The organism is Streptomyces sp. NPDC050535, from assembly GCF_044457665.1.
Lineage (GTDB): Bacteria > Actinomycetota > Actinomycetes > Streptomycetales > Streptomycetaceae > Streptomyces.
Window position 1 is genome coordinate 108,922 of the sequence record NZ_JBITHE010000011.1, and the last position, 19,752, is coordinate 128,673.

General features: G+C 70.8%; 16 protein-coding genes, 1 other RNA gene and 3 pseudogenes. 12 read left to right on the forward strand and 8 right to left on the reverse strand.

Annotated features, from left to right (window positions below):
* The first annotated feature begins 47 nt into the window (after positions 1–47).
* Positions 48–986 carry a 3-oxoacyl-ACP reductase gene (locus ACIBLC_RS24355; RefSeq protein WP_399213277.1) on the forward strand — a complete coding sequence of 313 codons (939 nt, stop codon included), beginning with the start codon at positions 48–50 and terminating at the stop codon, positions 984–986.
* An 89-nt stretch (positions 987–1,075) separates the two neighbouring features.
* On the opposite strand, the gene ACIBLC_RS24360 is transcribed toward ACIBLC_RS24355, so the two are convergent.
* Entirely contained in the window at positions 1,076–1,225 is a 150-nt protein-coding gene (locus tag ACIBLC_RS24360) for a hypothetical protein (protein WP_399213278.1), read from the reverse strand.
* A 46-nt stretch (positions 1,226–1,271) separates the two neighbouring features.
* Positions 1,272–2,762 (reverse strand): hypothetical protein, encoded by a 1,491-nt coding sequence (locus tag ACIBLC_RS24365; protein ID WP_399213279.1) that lies wholly within the window; start codon positions 2,760–2,762, stop codon positions 1,272–1,274.
* A 243-nt stretch (positions 2,763–3,005) separates the two neighbouring features.
* Here ACIBLC_RS24365 and ACIBLC_RS24370 point away from each other — a divergent pair, with 243 nt between their 5' ends.
* Genes ACIBLC_RS24370 through ACIBLC_RS24380 form a run of 3 tightly spaced genes read left to right on the forward strand, consistent with a single transcriptional unit; the run spans position 3,006 to position 6,187 of the window.
* Positions 3,006–3,857, forward strand: coding sequence for a Nif3-like dinuclear metal center hexameric protein (locus tag ACIBLC_RS24370; protein ID WP_399213280.1), 852 nt, complete (start codon positions 3,006–3,008; stop codon positions 3,855–3,857).
* The gene (locus ACIBLC_RS24375; RefSeq protein ID WP_399213428.1) at positions 3,854–4,597 is read left to right on the forward strand and encodes a zinc ribbon domain-containing protein; all 744 of its coding nucleotides are present in this window, start codon (positions 3,854–3,856) and stop codon (positions 4,595–4,597) included. The genes ACIBLC_RS24370 and ACIBLC_RS24375 overlap by 4 nt, the downstream gene beginning before the upstream one ends.
* Positions 4,598–4,609: 12 nt before the next feature.
* Positions 4,610–6,187 (forward strand): histidine phosphatase family protein, encoded by a 1,578-nt coding sequence (locus tag ACIBLC_RS24380; RefSeq protein ID WP_399213281.1) that lies wholly within the window; start codon positions 4,610–4,612, stop codon positions 6,185–6,187.
* 12 nt (positions 6,188–6,199) lie between these two features.
* On the opposite strand, the gene eda is transcribed toward ACIBLC_RS24380, so the two are convergent.
* Together eda and yaaA are read right to left on the reverse strand one after the other, a co-directional pair.
* Positions 6,200–6,844, reverse strand: a complete 645-nt coding sequence (gene eda, locus ACIBLC_RS24385) for a bifunctional 4-hydroxy-2-oxoglutarate aldolase/2-dehydro-3-deoxy-phosphogluconate aldolase (protein WP_399213282.1) — start codon at positions 6,842–6,844, stop codon at positions 6,200–6,202.
* A 75-nt stretch (positions 6,845–6,919) separates the two neighbouring features.
* Positions 6,920–7,720, reverse strand: coding sequence for a peroxide stress protein YaaA (gene yaaA, locus ACIBLC_RS24390; protein ID WP_399213283.1), 801 nt, complete (start codon positions 7,718–7,720; stop codon positions 6,920–6,922).
* 98 nt (positions 7,721–7,818) lie between these two features.
* Between yaaA and ACIBLC_RS24395 the strand changes: the two genes are divergently transcribed.
* Positions 7,819–9,252, forward strand: a complete 1,434-nt coding sequence (locus ACIBLC_RS24395) for an RNB domain-containing ribonuclease (RefSeq protein WP_399213284.1) — start codon at positions 7,819–7,821, stop codon at positions 9,250–9,252.
* Here ACIBLC_RS24395 and ACIBLC_RS24400 read toward each other — a convergent pair.
* Entirely contained in the window at positions 9,203–9,835 is a 633-nt protein-coding gene (locus tag ACIBLC_RS24400) for a hypothetical protein (RefSeq protein WP_399213285.1), read from the reverse strand. The genes ACIBLC_RS24395 and ACIBLC_RS24400 overlap by 50 nt on opposite strands.
* Positions 9,832–10,596 (reverse strand): MerR family transcriptional regulator, encoded by a 765-nt coding sequence (locus ACIBLC_RS24405; protein ID WP_399213286.1) that lies wholly within the window; start codon positions 10,594–10,596, stop codon positions 9,832–9,834. The genes ACIBLC_RS24400 and ACIBLC_RS24405 overlap by 4 nt, the downstream gene beginning before the upstream one ends.
* Positions 10,597–10,727: 131 nt before the next feature.
* Between ACIBLC_RS24405 and ACIBLC_RS24410 the strand changes: the two genes are divergently transcribed.
* The 5 genes and pseudogenes from ACIBLC_RS24410 (at position 10,728) to ACIBLC_RS24430 (ending at position 17,712) form a co-directional block, all read left to right on the forward strand.
* Positions 10,728–11,549: an AraC family transcriptional regulator gene (locus tag ACIBLC_RS24410; protein ID WP_399213287.1), complete on the forward strand. Its 822-nt coding sequence runs from the start codon at positions 10,728–10,730 to the stop codon at positions 11,547–11,549.
* 127 nt (positions 11,550–11,676) lie between these two features.
* A pseudogene (locus ACIBLC_RS24415) lies at positions 11,677–12,393 on the forward strand (DMT family transporter); the annotation flags it as partial.
* A 118-nt stretch (positions 12,394–12,511) separates the two neighbouring features.
* An RNA gene (rnpB, locus tag ACIBLC_RS24420) (RNase P RNA component class A) lies at positions 12,512–12,916 on the forward strand.
* A 593-nt stretch (positions 12,917–13,509) separates the two neighbouring features.
* Positions 13,510–15,420 (forward strand): DNA/RNA helicase domain-containing protein, encoded by a 1,911-nt coding sequence (locus tag ACIBLC_RS24425; RefSeq protein ID WP_399213288.1) that lies wholly within the window; start codon positions 13,510–13,512, stop codon positions 15,418–15,420.
* Positions 15,421–15,708: 288 nt separating this feature from the next.
* Positions 15,709–17,712, forward strand: a complete 2,004-nt coding sequence (locus ACIBLC_RS24430; RefSeq protein WP_399213289.1) for a DUF2075 domain-containing protein — start codon at positions 15,709–15,711, stop codon at positions 17,710–17,712.
* A 52-nt stretch (positions 17,713–17,764) separates the two neighbouring features.
* On the opposite strand, the gene ACIBLC_RS24435 is transcribed toward ACIBLC_RS24430, so the two are convergent.
* Positions 17,765–17,986: a DUF6408 family protein gene (locus ACIBLC_RS24435; protein ID WP_399213290.1), complete on the reverse strand. Its 222-nt coding sequence runs from the start codon at positions 17,984–17,986 to the stop codon at positions 17,765–17,767.
* Positions 17,987–18,216: 230 nt separating this feature from the next.
* On the opposite strand from ACIBLC_RS24435, the pseudogene ACIBLC_RS24440 reads away from it, so the two are divergent.
* Together ACIBLC_RS24440 and ACIBLC_RS24445 are read left to right on the forward strand one after the other, a co-directional pair.
* A pseudogene (locus tag ACIBLC_RS24440) lies at positions 18,217–18,412 on the forward strand (hypothetical protein); the annotation flags it as partial.
* Positions 18,401–18,631, forward strand: a pseudogene (locus ACIBLC_RS24445) (hypothetical protein); the annotation flags it as partial. The pseudogenes ACIBLC_RS24440 and ACIBLC_RS24445, both read left to right, overlap by 12 nt.
* Positions 18,632–19,111: 480 nt before the next feature.
* Here the strand turns inward: ACIBLC_RS24445 and ACIBLC_RS24450 are convergent.
* Entirely contained in the window at positions 19,112–19,237 is a 126-nt protein-coding gene (locus tag ACIBLC_RS24450; protein WP_399213291.1) for a hypothetical protein, read from the reverse strand.
* Positions 19,238–19,752: the final 515 nt, after the last annotated feature.

Consider the following 19,752-nt stretch of genomic DNA (forward strand, 5'->3'; position numbering starts at 1 on the left):
CTCTACGACTACGACCTCTACCACCTCCAAGACCTCCAAGGACTCTGATGTCACTGCCACTTGAAGGGCTGTCCGCGGTCGTCACGGGTGCCGGTCGCGGACTGGGCCGGGCCGAGGCGCTGGAACTCGGCCGGCTGGGCGCGGCCGTCGTCGTCAACGACTACGGCCGTCCCGGGCGGGACGGTTCCGGCGAGGCGTCGGCCACTCCCGCCGAGGAGGTCGCCGCCGAGATCCGCAAGGCGGGCGGCAGGGCCGTCGCCCACACCGGTGACGTCGCCGACCACGAACAGGCCCGCGCGCTGGTCGAGTTGGCGGTCACCGAGTTCGGGAAGCTGGACATCCTGGTCAACAACGCGGGGATCCTCCGCGACCGGATGGTCTTCTCGATGTCGGAGGACGAGTGGGACTCGGTCATCAGGGTGCACCTGAAGGGCCACTTCAACACCACCCACTTCGCGTCCGTCCACTGGCGGGCGCGGTCCAAGGCGGCGGGTGCCGCTGTGTACGGGCGGATCGTGAACACCTCCTCGGAGGCGTTCCTCGCCGGTTCCGCCGGACAGCCCAACTACGCCGCCGCGAAAGGCGGAATCGTGGGGCTGACCACCTCCACGGCGCTGGCTCTCGCGAAGTACGGCGTGACCGCGAACGCGATCTGCCCGCGGGCCAGGACCCGGATGACACAGGATGTGTTCGCCGGTTTCGCCGAGCCCGCGGACGGACTCGATCCGCTCGCTCCGGAGCACGTCGCCCCGCTCGTCGGCTACTTGGTCTCACCCGCCGCCGCGCGCGTCAACGGGCAGCTCCTCGTGGTGCACGGCGGCATGGTCGCGATCGTCGAGCGCCCGCGGGTGGCGGCCAAGTTCGACAGCGAACAGGACACCTTCACGTACGACGAACTCGACGCGCTGCTCACTCCGCACTACGCCGACCGGCCGACGGGGGAGACGTTCGCGGCGGCGGAGGTACTTGGTCTCAAACGCGGATAAGCGCGGACAGGCACGGACAGGCACGGATGACGGAACGGCCCCGCCCGCTGTGACAGCGGACGGGGCCGTGGTGTCGCTTCGGCCTGTCGTCAGGCCGGATCGCCCTGCTCGGCCGGCTTGCGGTGACGGCCCTGTGGGGTCACCTCCGCCTGTCGGCCGGAGACCGGTCCGCGGTGCTTGCCGTGGCCTTCGGCCTTGGTGTCCGTGGCCGGGTATTCCATGGTGCTGGTGTCGCTCATCCGGTGTTCACCCCGTAAACAAGATCCTTCTTTGTGCCGGGGAATCCTATCCGGCGGTCAGTGCCGGGGTGTCGGCGGGTGTGCCTTTCCCGCCCTCTTCCGCCTCGCCGCCGCCCGTCCCGTTCTCGGCGGCCGTCGCGACCGGGTCGTCGCTGCCGGGAGCAACACCCGCCTCCTCAACTACCTTTCGGAGAGCGGCTGTTGGCGGATCAGCCGGAGGTGCGGCCGGGCGGGGCGGAAGCGTCGCCGCACAAAGAGAGATCTCCTCGGCGCGGTGGGAAGCCGCCTCGGCGCGGGGAGGGACCGTCTCCCCGTGCGGAGGAACGGTCTTCCCGTGCGGAGGAACCGTCTCCCCGTGCGGAGGAGTCCCTCCCGCACGCGAGGGTGACGCCCCCGGTCGTGTGGGCGGCGGCGTCCGCCCCGTCAGAGGCGCCTGCTGCAGAGGGACCGGGCGGGCCGCGGGCCGGGTCGGGGGAGCCTGCGTGGCCACGGCGGGCGGCTCCGCCGCCGGTGCCTTCACCTTCGTCACCCCGTACGCCGCCGCCCCCGTGGCGTACGGAAGTTGCAGCACCCCCTCCCTGCTCCAAAGCCCGGTCCCCGTCAACCACCCGTCGGGCGCCGGGAGATGGTGGACCTGCCGTTCGGTGGGGCGCCACAGGCCGACCCAGGTGCCGGTCGGACCGTCGACGCGCAGGGCGACCGCGCAGCTCTCCGGCATCAGCACCTGGCCGGGCTGGATCGCGAACGGCGTCACCGCGCAGTCGGCCGGCTGGAGGCTCTCCGGGAAACGGATCGGCAGGGTGCTGCCGAGGACGCCCCAGCCGAGCCGGTGGTGGCCCGGGGACGGGGCGTCGGAGCGGACGAGGATCAGCCCGCTGTCCGGGTCCGCGAGGAGCAGCCGGTCATCGCTGGTCTCGGCGATCTGGAGCAGGGGCGACACCTCGCCGCCGCGCTCCAGATCGACCACGACCGTCTTGGTGCGGCCGTCCTGGAGGCGGTCAAGGGCCAGCAGGCGCCCGGTGCCGTCCAGCCACACCCCGCCCGAGCAGCGGCCGGGCACCTCGGCCAGATGCTCGGGCCCGAAGGCGCCGCCCGCCACCAGCCACACCGCCGTGGACCCCCGTCCCACGGCGATGGCGTACGCGTGCTGCCCGTCCGGCGCGGGCGGCAGCAGCCGCAGCCGGGTCCCCGCGTCCGGACACTCGACCGCGCCGAGCGGCAGCTCCCCGGTGCCGGGCCCGGTCGGGTAGAGCAGCGAGAACGCGTGCCGCCCGTCCGTCTCGCGGTGGATCAGCACCCGCCCGTCGGTCAGCGGCAGCACCTCGGTGCCCGGCTCCTCCGGCTGATGGGAGGGCAGCGGTACGGCGTACGGCTCGGGGCCGTCCAGGGTCCAGCGCTCCGGATACCAGGACTCGCCGTCGAGGGCGAGGCGTGCCGCGTACGTTCCGTCTGCGGTGATCACGCAGGCGGGGCGGGCGGCCCGCTCGTCCTCGTTCTCCGCCGCCTCGTTCCCGGGTTCGGTGGCACAGGCCGTCATCGTTCGGTCACCTCCGGCCACGAAGCTAGTTTTCGTACGCACAGACGGGGGACCGGCGGGCGGACGCTTCACACATAAGGGTGGCTATGCCGAGATTCGCCTGAGGAAACGGGGGCGGGTGTGCTGAACGGGGCCGTCGGCGGGTGAAGGGGAGCGGGGTGACCGTGCCGCCTTCGCCGCCGGGGCCCGGACGAGTGTCCTGCGGCCGGTGGGGGACCGACGTAAGCCAGGTAGCCTTTCCCCGTGCCCCGTCTGTCTGAAGTCATCGCCGCTCTCGACGCCCTCTGGCCCCCCGAGCGGGCCGAGGGATGGGACGCGGTCGGCACGGTCTGCGGCGACCCCGACCAGGAGGTCACGCGGGTCCTGTTCGCCGTCGACCCCGTCCAGGACGTCGTCGACGAGGCGCTGAAGCTGGGCGCCGGCCTGCTCGTCACCCACCACCCGCTCTATCTGCGCGGTACGACGACTGTCGCGGCCGACACGTTCAAGGGCCGCGTCGTGCACACCCTGATCAAGAACGACATCGCGCTGCACGTCGCCCACACGAACGCCGACCGCGCCGATCCGGGCGTCTCCGACGCCCTCGCGGGCGCGCTCGACCTGCGGATCCTGCGCCCCCTGGTGCCGGACCCGACCGACCCGGACGGCCGCCGGGGCCTGGGCCGCGTCTGCGAGCTGGACCACCCGCTGACCGTCCGCGAGTTCGCCGCGCGCGCCGCCGAGCGGCTGCCGGCCACCGCGCAGGGCATCCGCGTCGCGGGCGACCCCGAGGCGCTGGTGCGGACCGTGGCGGTCAGCGGCGGCTCGGGCGACAGCCTCTTCGACGACGTACGCGCCGCCGGTGTGGACGCCTTCCTCACCGCGGACCTGCGCCACCACCCGGTGAGCGAGGCCCGCGCACACAGTCCTCTCGCGCTGCTCGACGCGGCGCACTGGGCCACCGAGTGGCCCTGGTGCGAGCTGGCCGCCGCCCAGCTCGACGAGATCTCCGACCGGAACGGATGGGGACTTCGCGTCCACGTCTCCAAGACGGTCACCGACCCCTGGACCGCCCACGCGGCCTCGACTACCGATACATCAGGAGCCCCCAACTGAACGCCGCGCCCGCCGACCAGATCCGACTCCTCGACGTCCAGTCCCTCGACGCCCGCCTTCAGCAGCTCGCGCACAAGCGCGGGTCGCTGCCCGAGTACGCCGAGATCGAGTCGCTGACCAAGGACCTCACGCAGTTGCGCGACCTGCTCGTCGCCTCGCAGACCGAGGAGAGCGACTGCGCCCGCGAGCAGACCAAGGCGGAGCAGGACGTGGACCAGGTGCGCCAGCGCGCCGTCCGCGACCAGAAGCGCCTCGACTCCGGCGCCGTGTCCTCGCCCAAGGACCTGGAGAACCTCCAGCGCGAGATCATCTCCCTCGCCAAGCGGCAGGGCGACCTGGAGGACGTCGTCCTCGAGGTCATGGAGCGACGCGAGTCCGCGGAGCAGCGGGCCGCCGAGCTGACCGAGCGGGTCTCCTCCGTCCAGGCGAAGATCGACGACGCGACCGCCCGCCGGGACGCCTCCCACGAGTCGCTCGACGCCGAGGCGGCCACGGCGACCAAGGAGCGTGAGGTCATCGCGGCCTCCGTCCCCGCCGACCTCCTCAAGCTCTACGACAAGCTGCGCCAGCAGCAGGGCGGCGTCGGCGCGGCCCGCCTCTACCAGCGCCGCTGCGAGGGCTGCCGCCTGGAGCTCAACATCACCGAGGTCAACGAGGTGAAGGCCGCCTCTCCCGACACCGTGCTCCGCTGCGAGAACTGCCGCCGCATCCTGGTGCGCACGTCCGAGTCCGGCCTGTAAGGAGCTTGTGGGGTGCGGGAGTTCATCGTCGAGGCCGACGGCGGTTCCCGGGGTAACCCGGGCCCCGCGGGCTACGGCTCCGTGGTCATCGACGCGGCCACCGGGGAGACACTGGCGGAGGCCGCCGAGTACATCGGCGTGGCCACCAACAACGTCGCCGAGTACCGCGGCCTGATCGCCGGCCTCACGGCTGCCCGCGCCCTGGATCCCTCCGCCCCGGTCCGCGTCCGCATGGACTCCAAGCTCGTCGTCGAGCAGATGTCGGGCCGCTGGAAGATCAAACACCCCGACATGAAGCCCCTCGCGGCGCAGGCGGCGCGAATCCTCCCACCCTCACAAGTGACGTACGAGTGGATCCCGCGCGAGCAGAACAAGCACGCGGACCGGCTCGCCAACGAGGCGATGGACGCGGGGAAGCGCGGCGAACAGTGGTCGCCGTCGGCTTCTGGGGCGGAGCTGGACGCGCGGACGGCGCGGTCGGCCGCACCTGAGCCGTCGGGCCCGCCGGGGGACGCGACCGCGGGCGCGGCGAGGGCGCGGGCGGCGCTGGCGGCGGCGCGGGGAGGGACGGCCCCCTCTGACGCGCCGGTTTCTGGGGCGCCCCGTCAGGAGCGCGGGGAACCGCACGACCAGCCCCCACCGGCCGGCAGCCGGACGACTGCCGACGGCGAAGCCGCGAAGGCGGCGGTGCGAGGAGAGAGGGCGGCCTCGGAGGCGCCGGGTTTTCAGGGGCGCGGGGAACTGCGCGATCAACCCCCACCGGCCGGCAGCCGGACGACTGCCGAAGGAGGCTCCCCCTCACCCAGCGGCGAAGCCGCGAGGGCCGCTGACGCGCAGGCGGACCACGCACGGGCGGACCACGCACGGGCCGATGACGTGCGCGCCGCGCGGGCCGATGACATGCGCGCCGCGCGCAACCTGGCCACCGGTACCCCGACCGTCGGCTGGGGCGCACCCCCCGACCTCGGCCCCCCGGCCACGTTCGTCCTCCTGCGCCACGGCGAAACCCCTCTGACCCCCCAGAAGCGCTTCTCCGGCAGCGGCGGCACCGACCCGGCCCTGTCGGAGACGGGCCGCGACCAGGCCGAGCGAGCCGCCACGGCACTCGCGGCCCGCGGCACGATCCAGGCGATCGTCGCGTCCCCCCTCACCCGCACCCGCCAGACCGCCGCGGCCGTAGCCGCCCGCCTCGGACTGGAGGTGGTCGTCGAGGAGGGCCTCCGCGAGACGGACTTCGGGGCCTGGGAGGGCATGACGTTCGGCGAGGTCCGGGAGCGTTACCCCGACGACATGAAGGCCTGGCTCGCGTCGCCGGACGCCCAACCGACCGGCGGCGGCGAGAGCTTCGCGGCCACCGCCAACCGGATCTCCGCCACCCGCGACAAGCTCACCGCCGCCTACGCGGGCCGCACGGTCCTGCTCGTCACCCATGTCACCCCGATCAAGACCCTCGTACGCCTCGCGATCGGCGCCCCGCCGGAGTCCCTGTTCCGGATGGAGCTGTCCGCGGCCTCCCTCTCCGCGGTGGCCTACTACGCGGACGGCAACGCGAGCCTGCGCGTGTTCAACGACACGTCGCACCTGCGCTGAGGAGGCTGTCGGCTAAGGCCGCAGCGCCGCCGCCTCCCGCGCCAAGGACTCGATCCGCGCCCAGTCCCGGGCCGCGACCGCGTCCTCGGGAAGCATCCAACTGCCCCCCACGCAGCCGACGTTGGGCAGGGCGAGGTACTCCGGCGCGGAGTCGGCACCGATGCCGCCCGTCGGGCAGAACCGGGCCTGCGGCAACGGACCCGCCAGCGACCTGAGATACGCCGTACCGCCCGCCGCCTGCGCCGGGAAGAACTTCATCTCGCGCACCCCCCGCTCCAGCAACGCCACGACCTCCGACGTCGTGGACACCCCCGGCAGGAACGGCACCCCGGACCCCTCCATGGCGGCGAGCAGTACGTCCGTCCAGCCCGGGCTGACCAGAAAGCGCGCCCCCGCGTCCACGCACCGGGCGACCTGGGCCGGCGAGAGTACGGTCCCCGCCCCGACCACCGCGTCCGGCACCTCCGCCGCGATCGCCCGGATCGCGTCCAGCGCCGCCGGTGTCCGCAGCGTCACCTCGATCGCCGGCAGCCCGCCCGCGACCAGCGCCCGCGCGAGCGGTACGGCGTCGGCGGCGTCCGTGAGCACGACGACGGGGACGACCGGCGCGAGGTCCAGCACCGAGGCATGCGGAGATGAGGGCAGCGGCGAAGTCATGCCGCTCATCCTGCCCGCGGTGTGCAGCATGCGCAAAGGGCGTTGCGCATGCTGCAACGTAACCGAGTCGGTGGGTCAGTGGATCTCCGTCACCACCACGTCCAGCGCCCAAGGCCTGCCCGCCTTCGCGGGGGCCTGCGCCTCCACCGCGTACCCGAGATCCCGCAACGCCTCCACCAGCTCGGCAGGACCCTTCGGAGCCGCCCCCGCCAGGAGCAGGCTGCGCACGATCTTCCCCTTGGTGGCCTTGTTGAAGTGGCTGACGACGGACCGCTTCTCGACCCCGTTCACCAGCTGTGAGTGCAGCACCCGCACGGTCGCCGTCCGCCCGGCGACCTCGCCCGTCGGCTTCCAGGCGGCCGCGTACGCGGAGGACAGCAGATCGAGGACCAGCCCGCTGCCCGCCGCCTCGGGCAGCGCGGCGGCCATCGGTGTACGCCAGTACGCGCCCAGCGCCCCCAGCGCGGGCAGCCTCACACCCATCGAGCAGCGGTACGAGGGGATCCGGTCGGTCATCCGGACCGCGCCCCACAGACCCGAGAAGGCGAGCAGCGAGCGGCCCGCGCGGCGCTTGGCCGCGGGATCCAGCGAGGCGAGGTCCAGGGCGTCGTAGAGGACCCCCGTGTAGATCTCCCCGGCCGGGCGCGCGCCCGCCGTCCGCAGCTCCGTGTTCTTGGCGATCTCGCCGCGCAGTCCCTCGCTGAGCCCGAGCACCTCGCGGGCCTTCTCCTCGTCGCCCAGACACAGCTCGACCAGCTCGTCGAGGACCGCCTGACGCGCCTCGGTGAGCCCGGGCAGTGACAGCGACTCCAGCTTCAGCGCGGTTCCCCGGCCGGAGGGCGCCTTGCCCTCGGAAGGCGGCAGCAGCACGAGCACGGTGGTATCTCCCTACGGTGGATCCGGCCGAGCCAGCCTAAGGGGTACGTGTAGGCGCCCGGAGTGCCAGGCGGCGCGGCGCGGCCTACGCTCGACCCATGCCTCGCCGCCGTATCCGTGTCACCGGCGCAGCCGAGGCCCCCTTGCGGGCCGCCCTGCGCGCACTGCGAACCGAGCTCGACGTGCCCGGGAGCTTCCCGCCCGAGGCGATCGAGGAAGCCGCGCGGGCACCCCGCCTCCCCTCCCGCGACGCCACCGACATCCCCCTCTTCACCATCGACCCGCCGACGTCCACGGACCTCGACCAGGCGATGCACCTCGCGCGCCGCGACGGGGGCGGCTACCGGGTCCGGTACGCGATCGCCGACGTCGCCGCCTTCGTCGCACCCGGCGGCGCCCTGGACGCCGAGGCCCACCGCCGGGTGACGACCCTGTACTTCCCCGACGAGAAGGTCCCGCTGCACCCGGTCCAGCTCTCCGAGGGCGCCGCCAGCCTGCTCCCGGACCAGACCTGCCCGGCCGTGCTGTGGACGATCGACCTCGACGCCGACGGCCGTACGGAGACGACCGACGTACGCCGGGCCCTCGTACGCAGCCGCGCCAAGCTCGACTACGCGCACGTACAGCGGCGGATCGACGACGGGACGGCCGAGGAGCCGCTCGCCCTGCTCAAGGACATCGGGCTGCTGCGCGAGGCGCTGGAAGCGGAACGCGGCGGCATCTCGCTGAACGTGCCCGAGCAGGAGATCGTCGAGAAGGGCGGGACGTACGAACTCGGCTACCGCGCCCCGCTCCCCGCCGACGGCTGGAACGCGCAGATCTCGCTGCTCACCGGTATGGCCGCTGCCGATCTCATGCTCGCCCACGGCACCGGCGTCCTGCGCACCCTCCCCGCCGCACCCGACGGCGCCGTCGGCCGGCTCCGCCGTACCGCCAAGGCCCTGCGCATCGACTGGCCGCACCACGTCCCGTACGCCCGCCTCATCCGCACCCTCGACCCGCACCAGCCGCGCCACGCGGCCTTCCTCCAGGAGTGCACGACGCTGCTGCGCGGCGCGGGCTACACCGTCTTCCGGGACGGCGTGCTCCCCGAGATCACCTCGCACGCCGCCGTCGCCGCGCCCTACGCCCACTGCACGGCCCCGCTGCGTCGCCTCGCCGACCGCTACGCCGCCGAGATCTGCCTCGCGGCCGTCGCCGAACAGGCGCCCCCCGACTGGGTGTTGGCCGCCCTCGCCGAACTCCCCAAGGAGATGGCCGACGGCACCCGGCGCGCGGGCACCGTCGAGCGGGAGTGCGTCGACATCGTCGAGGCCGCACTGCTCAAGGACCGGGTCGGCGAGCTCTTCGACGGCTGCGTGGTGGACGTACAGGATCGTGAACCCACGGTCGGGACCGTGCAGTTGGAGTCTCCGGCGGTGTTCGCCCGGCTGGTGGGCGGGCCCGCGCCGCTGCCGCTGGGGGAGCGGCTGCGGGTACGGCTCACGCAGGCTGATCCGGGAGCGGCGAAGGTACGGTTCGCGCCCGCGTGAGGCTCCGGACCAGTTCGGTCGGGTCGTCCGCGTGCAGACGTACGCGATGGACCGTGCGCTCCCGGCCCAGGAAGGTGAAGTGCCTTACCGGGGAAGCGAGTTCGAGGGTCACCTCGGTCTGCGCGCCGACCGGGAGGTTCAGTTCGCCCTCCGCCGGCTCGTGGGTGGTGCGCAGTTCGCGGCGCACGGAGGCGATGTCCTCGAGCGGAATCCGCAGGTCGACATGGGCGCCGTTGCGGACCCGCAGGGAGGTGGGGTCGAGCACGTGCGGCCGGGTGACGCAGGCCGCGTACAGGCCGATCAGGAAGACCACCGTGTAGACGTCGAGGACCAGGACGATCCGGTGAGCGAGGGGCCAGTCGCGCAGCAGCACGGACATACCGACGGTCTCGACCACACAGACGAACGCGAGCCCGAACATCATCGCCGCCTGCCCGCGCGCATAGCCGAACCCGCGCCCCGCACCGACCCCGTGCGGCCGCCGGGCCGCCCACCGCCAGAGGCTCGCGAGCAGCCGCGTCTCGTGGGCGACCAGTCGCCGCAACAGTCGCAGCAGTCGCAACAGTCCGTACGTGACTCTCATGGCTTATTCCCGTCCATCCGCTGACGCTCCGCGACCATCCGCATCGTGCGGCGGATCGCCTCCGCCTGGGCCGGCGCGAAGTCGGCGTAGAAGGCACGCAGGAAACTGCTGTCGTCGTCCACCTCGCCCCCGGGCAGCAGGGCGTCCGGCAGACAGTCGGCGATGGCCCGCGCGGCGTCCTCCACGCGCGGGTCGGCCGGATCCGCGTCCGTGAGCGCGTCGAGCAGGGCGTACACCTGGTGCGCCCGCTCCACCGCGCCCGGTGCCTCGAACGCCCCGCGCAGCGCGGCCAGCAGCCGTCGCCGCTCCTCCGGGGGCGCCGCCGTCTCGATGAGCGCCAGCATCTCGCGGTCCTTCGCCGCCATGGGTGACTCGGGTCCGCCCGCCATCTCACCGAACAGCGCGGCCAGTTCGGGCGACAGCGGCCCCTCGGCGGACACCCCGTGGCGCATCAGCGCACCCAGCCGCTCCCGCCGCTCCCGGATCGCCTCCTCCTGCCGAGCCAGATCCTCGTCCAGCTCCGCCAGCACCTCGGCGAGCTCACGCCCCGCGTCGTCCGCGAGCACGTCCCGCACCTCGGCGAGCCCGAGCCCCAGCTCCGTCAACCGCCGGATCCGGGCGAGGACCACGGCGTGCCGCAGCCCGTATTCGCGGTACCCGTTGGGGCGCCGCTCGGGCTCGGGCAGCAGCCCGAGGTGGTGATAGTGCCGCACAGCCCGCGTCGTGACACCGACAGCCGAGGCGAGTTCTCCGATCCGCATGCCCCCAGTAGAAACATTGACGCTGCGGCAGGGTCAAGCGACGCGGTGAGGTGTGTGCCCCGCGGTATGGAAGAGCCCCGCTCAGGTGTTGCGTCTCTGTTGACGGGGTGCGGCTGGGGGAGGGGTGTCGGGTGGGTGGTCGGGAGCAGGCTGTCTGGACCAGGGCGAGTCTCGGGCGGGGCGGGACGTCCCTCGATCTGCTGACCGCGCGGTTCGACCGGCATCGGTACGCCCCGCACGCGCACGCGGAGTTCACCGTCGGGGTGTGCGTCGCGGGTGCCGAGGTCATCGACTACCGGGGCGGCCGGATCCGTCCCGTACCGGGATCGATCGTCGTCCTCGCGCCCGGCGAGGCGCACACCGGAGGCCCCGCCGCCTGCGAGGGCTACGCGTACCGCGCGATGTACCCGGACGCCTCCCTCCTCACCGAGGGCACCCTGACCCCGCCGCACTTCCGCGAGCCGCTCCTCGACGACCCCGAACTGGCCGCGGCCCTGCGCACCGCGCACACCGAACTCAGCGTCTGCCCCGACCTGTTGGAGGCCGAGTCCCGCCTCCCCTGGCTGCTCACCGCACTCGCCCGACGCCACTCCACGGCCCGCCCGGTGAGCGACACGATCCCGGGAGCGGGCCACCTCGCGCTCGCCGTACGCGACCGCCTCGCCGACGAGCTGCGCTGCCCGCCCTCACTGGCGGAGCTCGCCGCCGACCTCGGACTCTCCCGCTACCAACTCCTGCGCGCCTTCCGTACGACGATGGGGATGCCGCCGTACGCCTGGCTCGCCCAGCACCGGGTGGACCGGGCCCGCGCCCTCCTCGAAACCGGCCGGCGCCCCGCGGAGGTGGCGGGCCTGGTGGGCTTCGCGGACCAGGCGCATCTGACGCGCTGGTTCCGGCGGGTACTGGGGGTCACTCCGGCGGCGTACCGCACGAGCGTGTTCCCGGCGGCGTAGCCCCGCGACCGGAACCGCAACAGCGTTCAAGACACCGCTCGCCGGCCCGGCCGAGACTGCCCGCATGACTGCACGCGGCTGGTTTCTCTTCTCCCTGATGGGAGTCCTCTGGGGCATCCCCTACTTGATGATCAAAGTGGCGGTGAACGGCGTCTCCCCGTCGATGGTCGTCTTCACGCGCTGTGCGATCGGGGCGGCCCTGCTGCTTCCCTTCGCCGTACGGCAAGGGGGACTGGTCCGCGTCGTACGGGCACACTGGCGCCCGATGCTGGCCTTCGCCTTCATCGAGATCATCGGCCCTTGGTGGACCCTGACGGACGCGGAGCGCCACCTGTCCAGCTCCACGGCCGGCCTGCTGATCGCGGGCGTACCGATCTTCGGTGTCGTCCTCGCCCGCTTCTTCGGCGACACCGAACGCCTCGGGACCCGGCGGATCACCGGCCTCGGCCTCGGCCTGGCCGGTGTCGCGGTCCTGACCGTCCCGCACCTCACCGGCGGCGGCACCCGCTCGCTCGCGGAGATGCTGGTCACGGTCGTCGGCTACGCGACGGCGCCCCTGATCGTCGCGCACCACCTGAAGCCGGTCCCGACGCTCCAGCTGATAGCCCCGTGCCTGCTGCTCGCGGCCCTGGTGTACGCCCCTGCGGCGGCGCTGACCTGGCCGTCTCAGGTCCCTTCTTCGTCGGTCCTGGTCTCCCTCGCGGGTCTGGGCGTCATCTGCACGGCCCTCGCCTTCGTCGCCTTCCTCGAACTGATCCGGGAGGCCGGCGCGACCCGGGCGATGGTCTTCACCTACGTCAATCCGGCCGTGGCGGTGGCGGCGGGCGTCACGTTCCTGGACGAGTCCCTGACCGCGGCGGTCGCCGCGTCCTTCGCCCTGATCCTGGCGGGCTCCTTCCTGGCCACGGCGTCCTCCGGACCGAGGGCGGCCCGGCGCCCGGTACCATGGTCGACACGGCAGACGAGCCGGGCGGACGGCCGCGTGAAGTCCCCTTCGGGGGTGCTTCCCGAGGAACGTCCGGGCTCCACAGGGCAAGGTGGTGGCTAACGGCCACCCGGGGTGACCCGCGGGACAGTGCCACAGAAAACAGACCGCCGAGGGCTCCGGCCCCCGGTAAGGGTGAAACGGTGGTGTAAGAGACCACCAGCGCCTGAGGTGACTCAGGCGGCTAGGTAAACCCCACCTGGAGCAAGGTCAAAAGGAGACACCCCGGTGTCTCTGCGCGGACGTTCGAGGGCTGCCCGCCCGAGTCCGCGGGTAGACCGCACGAGGCCGGCGGCAACGCCGGCCCTAGATGGATGGCCGTCTCCCCGGCCACCGCGAGGTGACCGGGCGACAGAACCCGGCGTACAGCCCGACTCGTCTGCCACAAGAGGCTCTTGATCAGCGAAAGTGCTGGTCAGGGGTCATTTTTTGTGGGTCCAGGGCTTTGGTCGGACCCCGGTCCGTACCGGTTCAAACCGAACCTCACGTCTACGAACGTAGCCATCAAGGTAGCCACCCACGCGGTCGCTATGGGCACTCGTGCTGATCACTGGCCTGCGGTGATTCTCCGCGCGATACAGCCCGGCTTGCCCAAGCACAGGACACCCTTCAGCAGCGGAAGGGTGGTGAAGGGTGTCAGGGGTCGGGTGAAGCCTCGGAAGCGTTATACGGCCATGAGGGCCACTGCCGACTTCGGCTGCCATCCTCGGTGGGCGCGCGTAGGTGTCCCATTTTTCGACGAGGCGGGCTGCCATGAGACCGCTTGGACGGTCACTCAGTGTCCGGACGTCGGCGGGGGGAGACGCACGGCGCCCGCTGCCGCCACTGGTGACCAGCGGTACGACAGTGAGTACCGCCAGGTACCCTCGGAGTCATCATCAACGCGGCCCGACGGGCTTCCGCTCCACTCCGGTGGAGTCTCGAAGGACATGCCCCCACCCGCACGAGTCTATTCGTGCTGCCTGGGGGAAGTCCTTGCTGTTCCGAGCGTCCGCGAAAACGGTCGCCGTCATGGCACTCGACGGTTCGCTGTTCCTGCACCTCACCGAACAGTTCGTCCACATGCACGGCTATCGGCCCGGAACCTCGGAGACGCGTTCCTGGGAGCGCAGCATCCCGCTTCTGACCGCCGTGCTCAACGATGCCGGCCTGGGCGACATCGAGGTCATGCTGGAGTACGCGCTACCGCTGAACAGCAAGCGCGCCGACGTGGTCCTCGCGGGCGTGCACCCGGTCACGCAAGAGCCGTCCTACGTCGTGGTGGAGCTGAAGCAGTGGAGCCAGGCGGCTCCGCACGAGGACGACCCCACCCTGTGCCATGTCGACGCCTACGCGCACCCCGTGCTCAACCCGATCGAGCAGGTGCGGCGATACCGCGACTACTTGGTCAACTTCAATGGCGCGGTGGCCGATCACAGCGACCGTATCCAGGGAGTCGCCTTCCTGCACAACGCCACCGAATTCGGAGTGGCGGGGTTGCGGGAGATCGAGCGCGACGAGCAGGGACTGCTCTTCACGGGGGAGCGTCGCGGTGCGTTCCTGGACCACCTCCGTTCGAAGCTGAGCGACAAGCACCCCGGTGCCCGCGCGGCGGACGAACTGCTTGCAGGCGCCACCGTGCCGTCGAAACAGTTGATGTCAGTGGCAGCTCAGGAGGTGCGGGAGCGACAGCAGTTCGTCCTTCTCGACGAGCAGCAGGTCGCCTACCGCATGGTGCTCAACGCGGTAGAGAGGGCGAAGCGCGCGGACCACAAGGAAGTCGTCGTCGTCACCGGCGGCCCCGGTACCGGGAAGAGCGTGATCGCGCTCCAACTGCTGGGCGAGCTCTATCGGAGGGGCGTGGCGGCGGTCCACGCGACCGGCTCGCAGTCGTTCACCAAGACGATGCGCAAGGTGGCCGGTTCCCGGAAGCGGGAGGTCCAGGATCTCTTCAAGTACTTCAACAGCTTCATGGCCGCGGAGAAGAACAGCCTGGGTGCTGTGATCTGTGACGAGGCGCACCGCATCCGGGAGACCTCCGCCAACCGCTACACACGCGCGGCACTGCGGACCAGCAAGGCACAGATCGACGAACTCATCGACGTCGCCCACGTTCCGGTCTTCTTCCTCGACGAGCACCAAGTGGTGCGTCCTGGCGAGATGGGCACCGTGGAAGACATCCGTGAGGCCGCGGCAAGACGGGGCATCGACTGCCATGTCGTCCCCCTGGACAGCCAGTTCCGCTGCGGAGGGAGCGACGCCTACCTGCGCTGGGTGGTCCGGCTCCTCGGCCTCGTGCCCGGTGGGCCGGTCGTGTGGGAGCCCGACGGCCGTATGCAGTTGCGGGTCGCCGGCAGCCCCGAAGAACTGGAGGCGTTCCTCGACGCCCGCCGCGCCGAGAAATACGGTGCCCGGATGTCCGCGGGCTACTGCTGGCGATGGTCCCCCGAGCCCAAACCCGGCGATCCGCTGCCTCCCGACGTCGTCATCGGAGGCTGGGCCCGGCCTTGGAATCTGCGCGGGGACCGGTCGGTTTCCGGCGCGCCCCCGTCGGCACTATGGGCCACCGACCCTGCAGGCTTCGGGCAGATCGGCTGCGTCTACACCGCCCAGGGGTTCGAGTACGACTGGTCCGGCGTCATCATCGGTCCGGACCTGATCTGGCGGGGTGACCATTGGGTCACCGACCGCACCGCCTCTAAGGACCCGGTCTTCAAGAAATCCACGTCGGACACCGACGTGGACCGTCTCATCCGGAACACGTACAAGGTGCTGTTGACGCGCGGCATGGTCGGCACGATCGTGTACTCGACCGACCCGGAGACCCGGGCGAAGCTACGGCAACTGGTGTCCGGCCAGCCGACGCCAGTGCCTGCCGCGGTCGAGGAGCCCGTTCTGCGGCAGTGAGCGCGCGATATCCGGCCATGATGTCCGTGCTTCCAGCCGACCGACGTGTCATATGCGTCGGGAGGAGATTCGCGTCCCTAAGATCCCAGGCGTCATTGCGGCCCGACGGGCTTCCCTCTGTGGACATGCCCCCATCCGCACGAGTTACTCGTGCCCTGGGGGATCCACCTCGTGTCCATGCTCCTCCTGAAACTGGCAGCTCGGGATCTGCTGAACCTGAATTCGAGACGCCGTATGGTGCCCCACCTCGCCGCGAGGTGGAAGCACTTTCTCAACACCGACGCTTCGTTGACCGAACGCTCCGCCTGGGCAGAGAGCCTGGTACATCTCGCCGAGGATCTGGTCGCAGCCGACCGCGGGAATGTCGAAATGATCGTCGAGTGTGCGGCCACGCTCGATGAGGCCGACCGCTCCGGGGCCCCGCGGCTCATCGACGTCGTCCTCGTGGGTCATCACCCCGAAGAGAACGGGCTGTCCCTCCAACTGGTCGAGCTGAAGCGCTGGTCGACGGTGACCCGGGTCGAGCGAGCCACCGCGGAGCTGGTGCATGTCCCCGGCATGGGAGAGAAGAAGCACCCCGCGCTCCAACTGCGCGAATACTACGAGGCGTTCACGGGCGTCAGAGGGCCGCTGCACGGCCTGGACTTCGAGTGCGGCGGCTTCGCCTATCTGCACAACGCCACCGACGCGGCGGTGCTCCCTCTGGTCGGCGTGGATGCACCGACCGGTTCCTATGCCCGTGTCTACACGAGCGACCGTCGCGCCCAACTGATATCGGACCTGCGGAACAGCTTCGCCGCCGACGGTGCCGACTCGGCGGCCGAGATCCTGTTGCAGAACATGGGCCTGCGTAACACCCCGCTGCTCGACGCCATGATCCGCTCCAACGGCGAGGACACGGTCTTCACCCTGCGCGGTCGTCAGAAGAAGGTCGCGGACCAGATCCTCGAAACGGCCGACAAGGTGCTTCCCGATCCGCTGCGCCCCGCGCTCCTCCCCGACGAGCGACGGGTGGTTTTCCTCATCACGGGCGGTGCCGGCACGGGCAAGAGTGCCATCGGCCTCCAGCTCAAGGCCGAACTGGAGGCGGAGGGGCGCACGGTCAAGTACGCGAGCGGCAGCAGGGCGTTCAACGGCGCCCTACAGGAGCATGTCGGTTACGGCGACCGGGAGTTCAAGGAGACCTTCACCTATTTCAGCAACTTCGTCACCCCACCCGACCCGCCTCTGGACGTGCTGATCTGCGACGAGGCCCACCGCTTGCGCGACCGCTCCACCAACCGCTTCTGGAAGCCTGAGGACTGGGGCACCAAGCCCCAGGTGGACGAACTCCTCGACGCCTCCCGGCTGACGGTGTTCTTCCTCGACGAGGGTCAGTCCGTTCGCCCGCAGGAGGTCGGCACCGCTGCTCTCGTGGAGGACGCCGCAAAGCGCTACGACGCCGTCCTGCTCCGTAGTTCCCTGCGGGAACAGTTCCGGTGTGGCGGCAGCGACGCCTACATTCGCTGGGTGCGCGGTGCGCTGGGGGTGTCCGACGCGAAGCCGGAGCCGTGGACTCCTGACGGACTGATGCATGTCGAGATCGTGGACAGCCCGGAGGAACTCGAGCAGATCATCCGTTCCGAGGCGGGGGCGGGAGCGTCCGCACGCATGGTCGCCGGTTACTGCTGGCCCTGGACGAAACCCCTCGGCAAGGAGAAGCGGCTCGAGCCCGACGTCCGGATCGGTGACTGGCACCGGCCGTGGAACGCGGACAGCGAGTCCTTCTGCGAGAACAAGACCGTCCCGCCTTCCAAGATCTGGTCCGTGCACGAGAACGGCCTTGGCCAGATCGGTTGCGTGTACACCGCGCAGGGCCTGGAATGGGACTGGTGCGGCGTGATCATGGGCGAGGACATGGTGCGCCGGGGCGATCGCTGGGTGTTCCGTCGGGGCAAGGAGAGGACGGACAAGGAGGCGGGTGTCAAACGGGTGGCCGTTCCCGGGTCGTTCGATCCCAAGGTGAAGCCGAAGAGTGTTCACGACGACGAGTTCGCCCGGCTCGTCCGGCACGCGTATCACGTGCTGATGACCCGGGCGAGCCGGGCGACCGTGCTCTACTCCACGGACGAGGAGACCCGGAAGTACTTGAAGGAGCTCATCGGCGACGTCCACATCCACGGTCTGCGGCCCACCTGGGAGAACCTGCCGGAACAGGCGCGCCAGCCGCACCTGCCCCGTCCCGGCCGAGGACGCTGCCGCAGGAAGCGTCAGACGAAGGACACTCCGCCCGGAGAGATGCGTCTTTTCTGAAACGGTGTACCGGTGAGTGGAGTGGCGGGCTCCCGGGCCCGCCACCTGCCGGTCAGAAGACCAGGCGCGCTGCCACGACAAGAACTGTCACCAAGAGATTGGTGACGACTCCCACCGCGACGTCGACCAGAATCTGACGAATCCGGTCACGACGTGCACGCGTGTACTCAACGGGGTTCATCGGTTTCCACTCCTGAGCGTGAGCTGGGAATGGCAGGGATCGCCCTACCGGGCATCCGCAGTCACACCGCGTGAGACACGAGGTGGAGACCATTCATCGCTCATTGCCGAGGACCGGCTCCTGGAACACCGCAGACATACCCTCCGGGAAGGTGCGCAGCGGGTAACCACATTAGTGCACAAGCCAGTTGACGCGGATCAATTTTGGACGCCGCGGTGTCTCCGCCCGGGCGCCGGACGCGATGGCGTCGGACCGGACGTCGTCGATCCCGATGGCTCCGCGCACCGCAAGTCACCAGATTCGGAAAATGAGGTGGACCAGACATGCGGGAAGGCCGGTGGGCCACGGTCATTGAGTCCGAGTCCGAGTCCGAGTTCGATCGCGAACGCCGTGGCCTGGACGCGATCCGCGAGCGGCTCCCGGACTCCGACCCCTGGCGCGCCTGGTCGAACTCCACGTTCACCGCGAACACCGGCCACGTCCGCGGGGTCGACCTGCTGGTCGTCGCGCGGGGAGGAGCGGCGGGTGCGCTGCTCGCGCTCGACGGCATGAGCGCGGCCATAGCGAACGAACTCGGCGAGGAACTGCGCCGCCCCTGGGTGGAGTTAGACCCGCTGCCCGAGGGCGCCCCCGCACCGGCGCGCCATGGCCGCCGTTCTGCCCACGCTGACGGCTGTGGCCCGGACCTCGCTGTTTGCGGGCACCCTGATGAAGGGCACCCAGGCCGACGAGAAGCAGTTCCTGAGAAACACGATCCGCAGTGCTGCGTGGTCGCCAGCTGGACAAAATGCGAACCGGGCCGGTCGAGGCTGCCGCCTTGATGCCGACGAGGTCCGTGATCGCGTGCACCAGCAGGCTGACCTCTATTCTTGGGAACCGCTCGAAATGCCGGTCGGACATGAAGAAGACGCTTGCGGTTTCGGCTCCGAGGGTGCGGCCGCGCTCCAGGACGTGGTGTCGGTCGCCGTGCCCTGGCGATATGCCTTTGCGATCGGCGTGCCGTGCGCGTTGGTCCAAACGGTGCTGTGCACCACCGAGATCTTCCAGAACGCTGTGCCCGGCATCCGGCCGCGGTCGGCCCGGACGGGTATGGCCTCCACAAGAACCCCGCAGGCCCGCACAGGCTCTGTGGAAGCCCTTGACCGGAGTGAGGCTCGGCAGCCTCGAACAACGGTGCGGGCGAGGTCAAGAGGGGAAACCCCGCCCGCACCGGAGCGGCTAGCCGCGGTGGAACAACACTTCCGCGATCACTGCCCACAGAGCGCGCACGCTCAGACCAATGGCAATCCGCTTGGCGAGTTCCGCCCTCAGCTCCGCTCGTTTGGTCGACGCCTCGTCGGCCATGTCGCACCTCATTTCCTTTTCAGGGCGCCGCCGGTCAGCTCGTCTGGCTGGACGTACGGCGTTCCCCCGGGCGGCCCCCACTGGACTGCCCCCGGGGTTCCCCCCTTGGCGAGGTGTGACAACTTCCAATGTAGCGCGCCTTGTTGCGCTTTTGGCCCTATTTCTGGACAGCCCGACGCCCCGGGACGGTCAGGTGTTGCTCCAGCGTTGGTTGTCCCGGCCGTCGCCCTCCCGGAGCACCGCAATGGCTCCCCAATCCGTCGAGGGGAGGCGAACACGCCTCAGGGAGAAGCGAGTTGGCGGACCTGTGCGGTGGAGCGAGTCGGACGGGCCGGTGGCCCTGGGTAGGGGGAGGGGCGTGAACCTGGGGCGCGCGTCAGCAGTGAGCGCCCCGTGAGTGCCTCGAGCTTCCGCACTCTCCACAGGAACTTCGCACTCCGGTGTCATCGCCCTACGGAGTCCCTACTGTGTGGTCGCGGCCGTGAGGCGCAGGTACTGACGAGCGAATGGCGTTG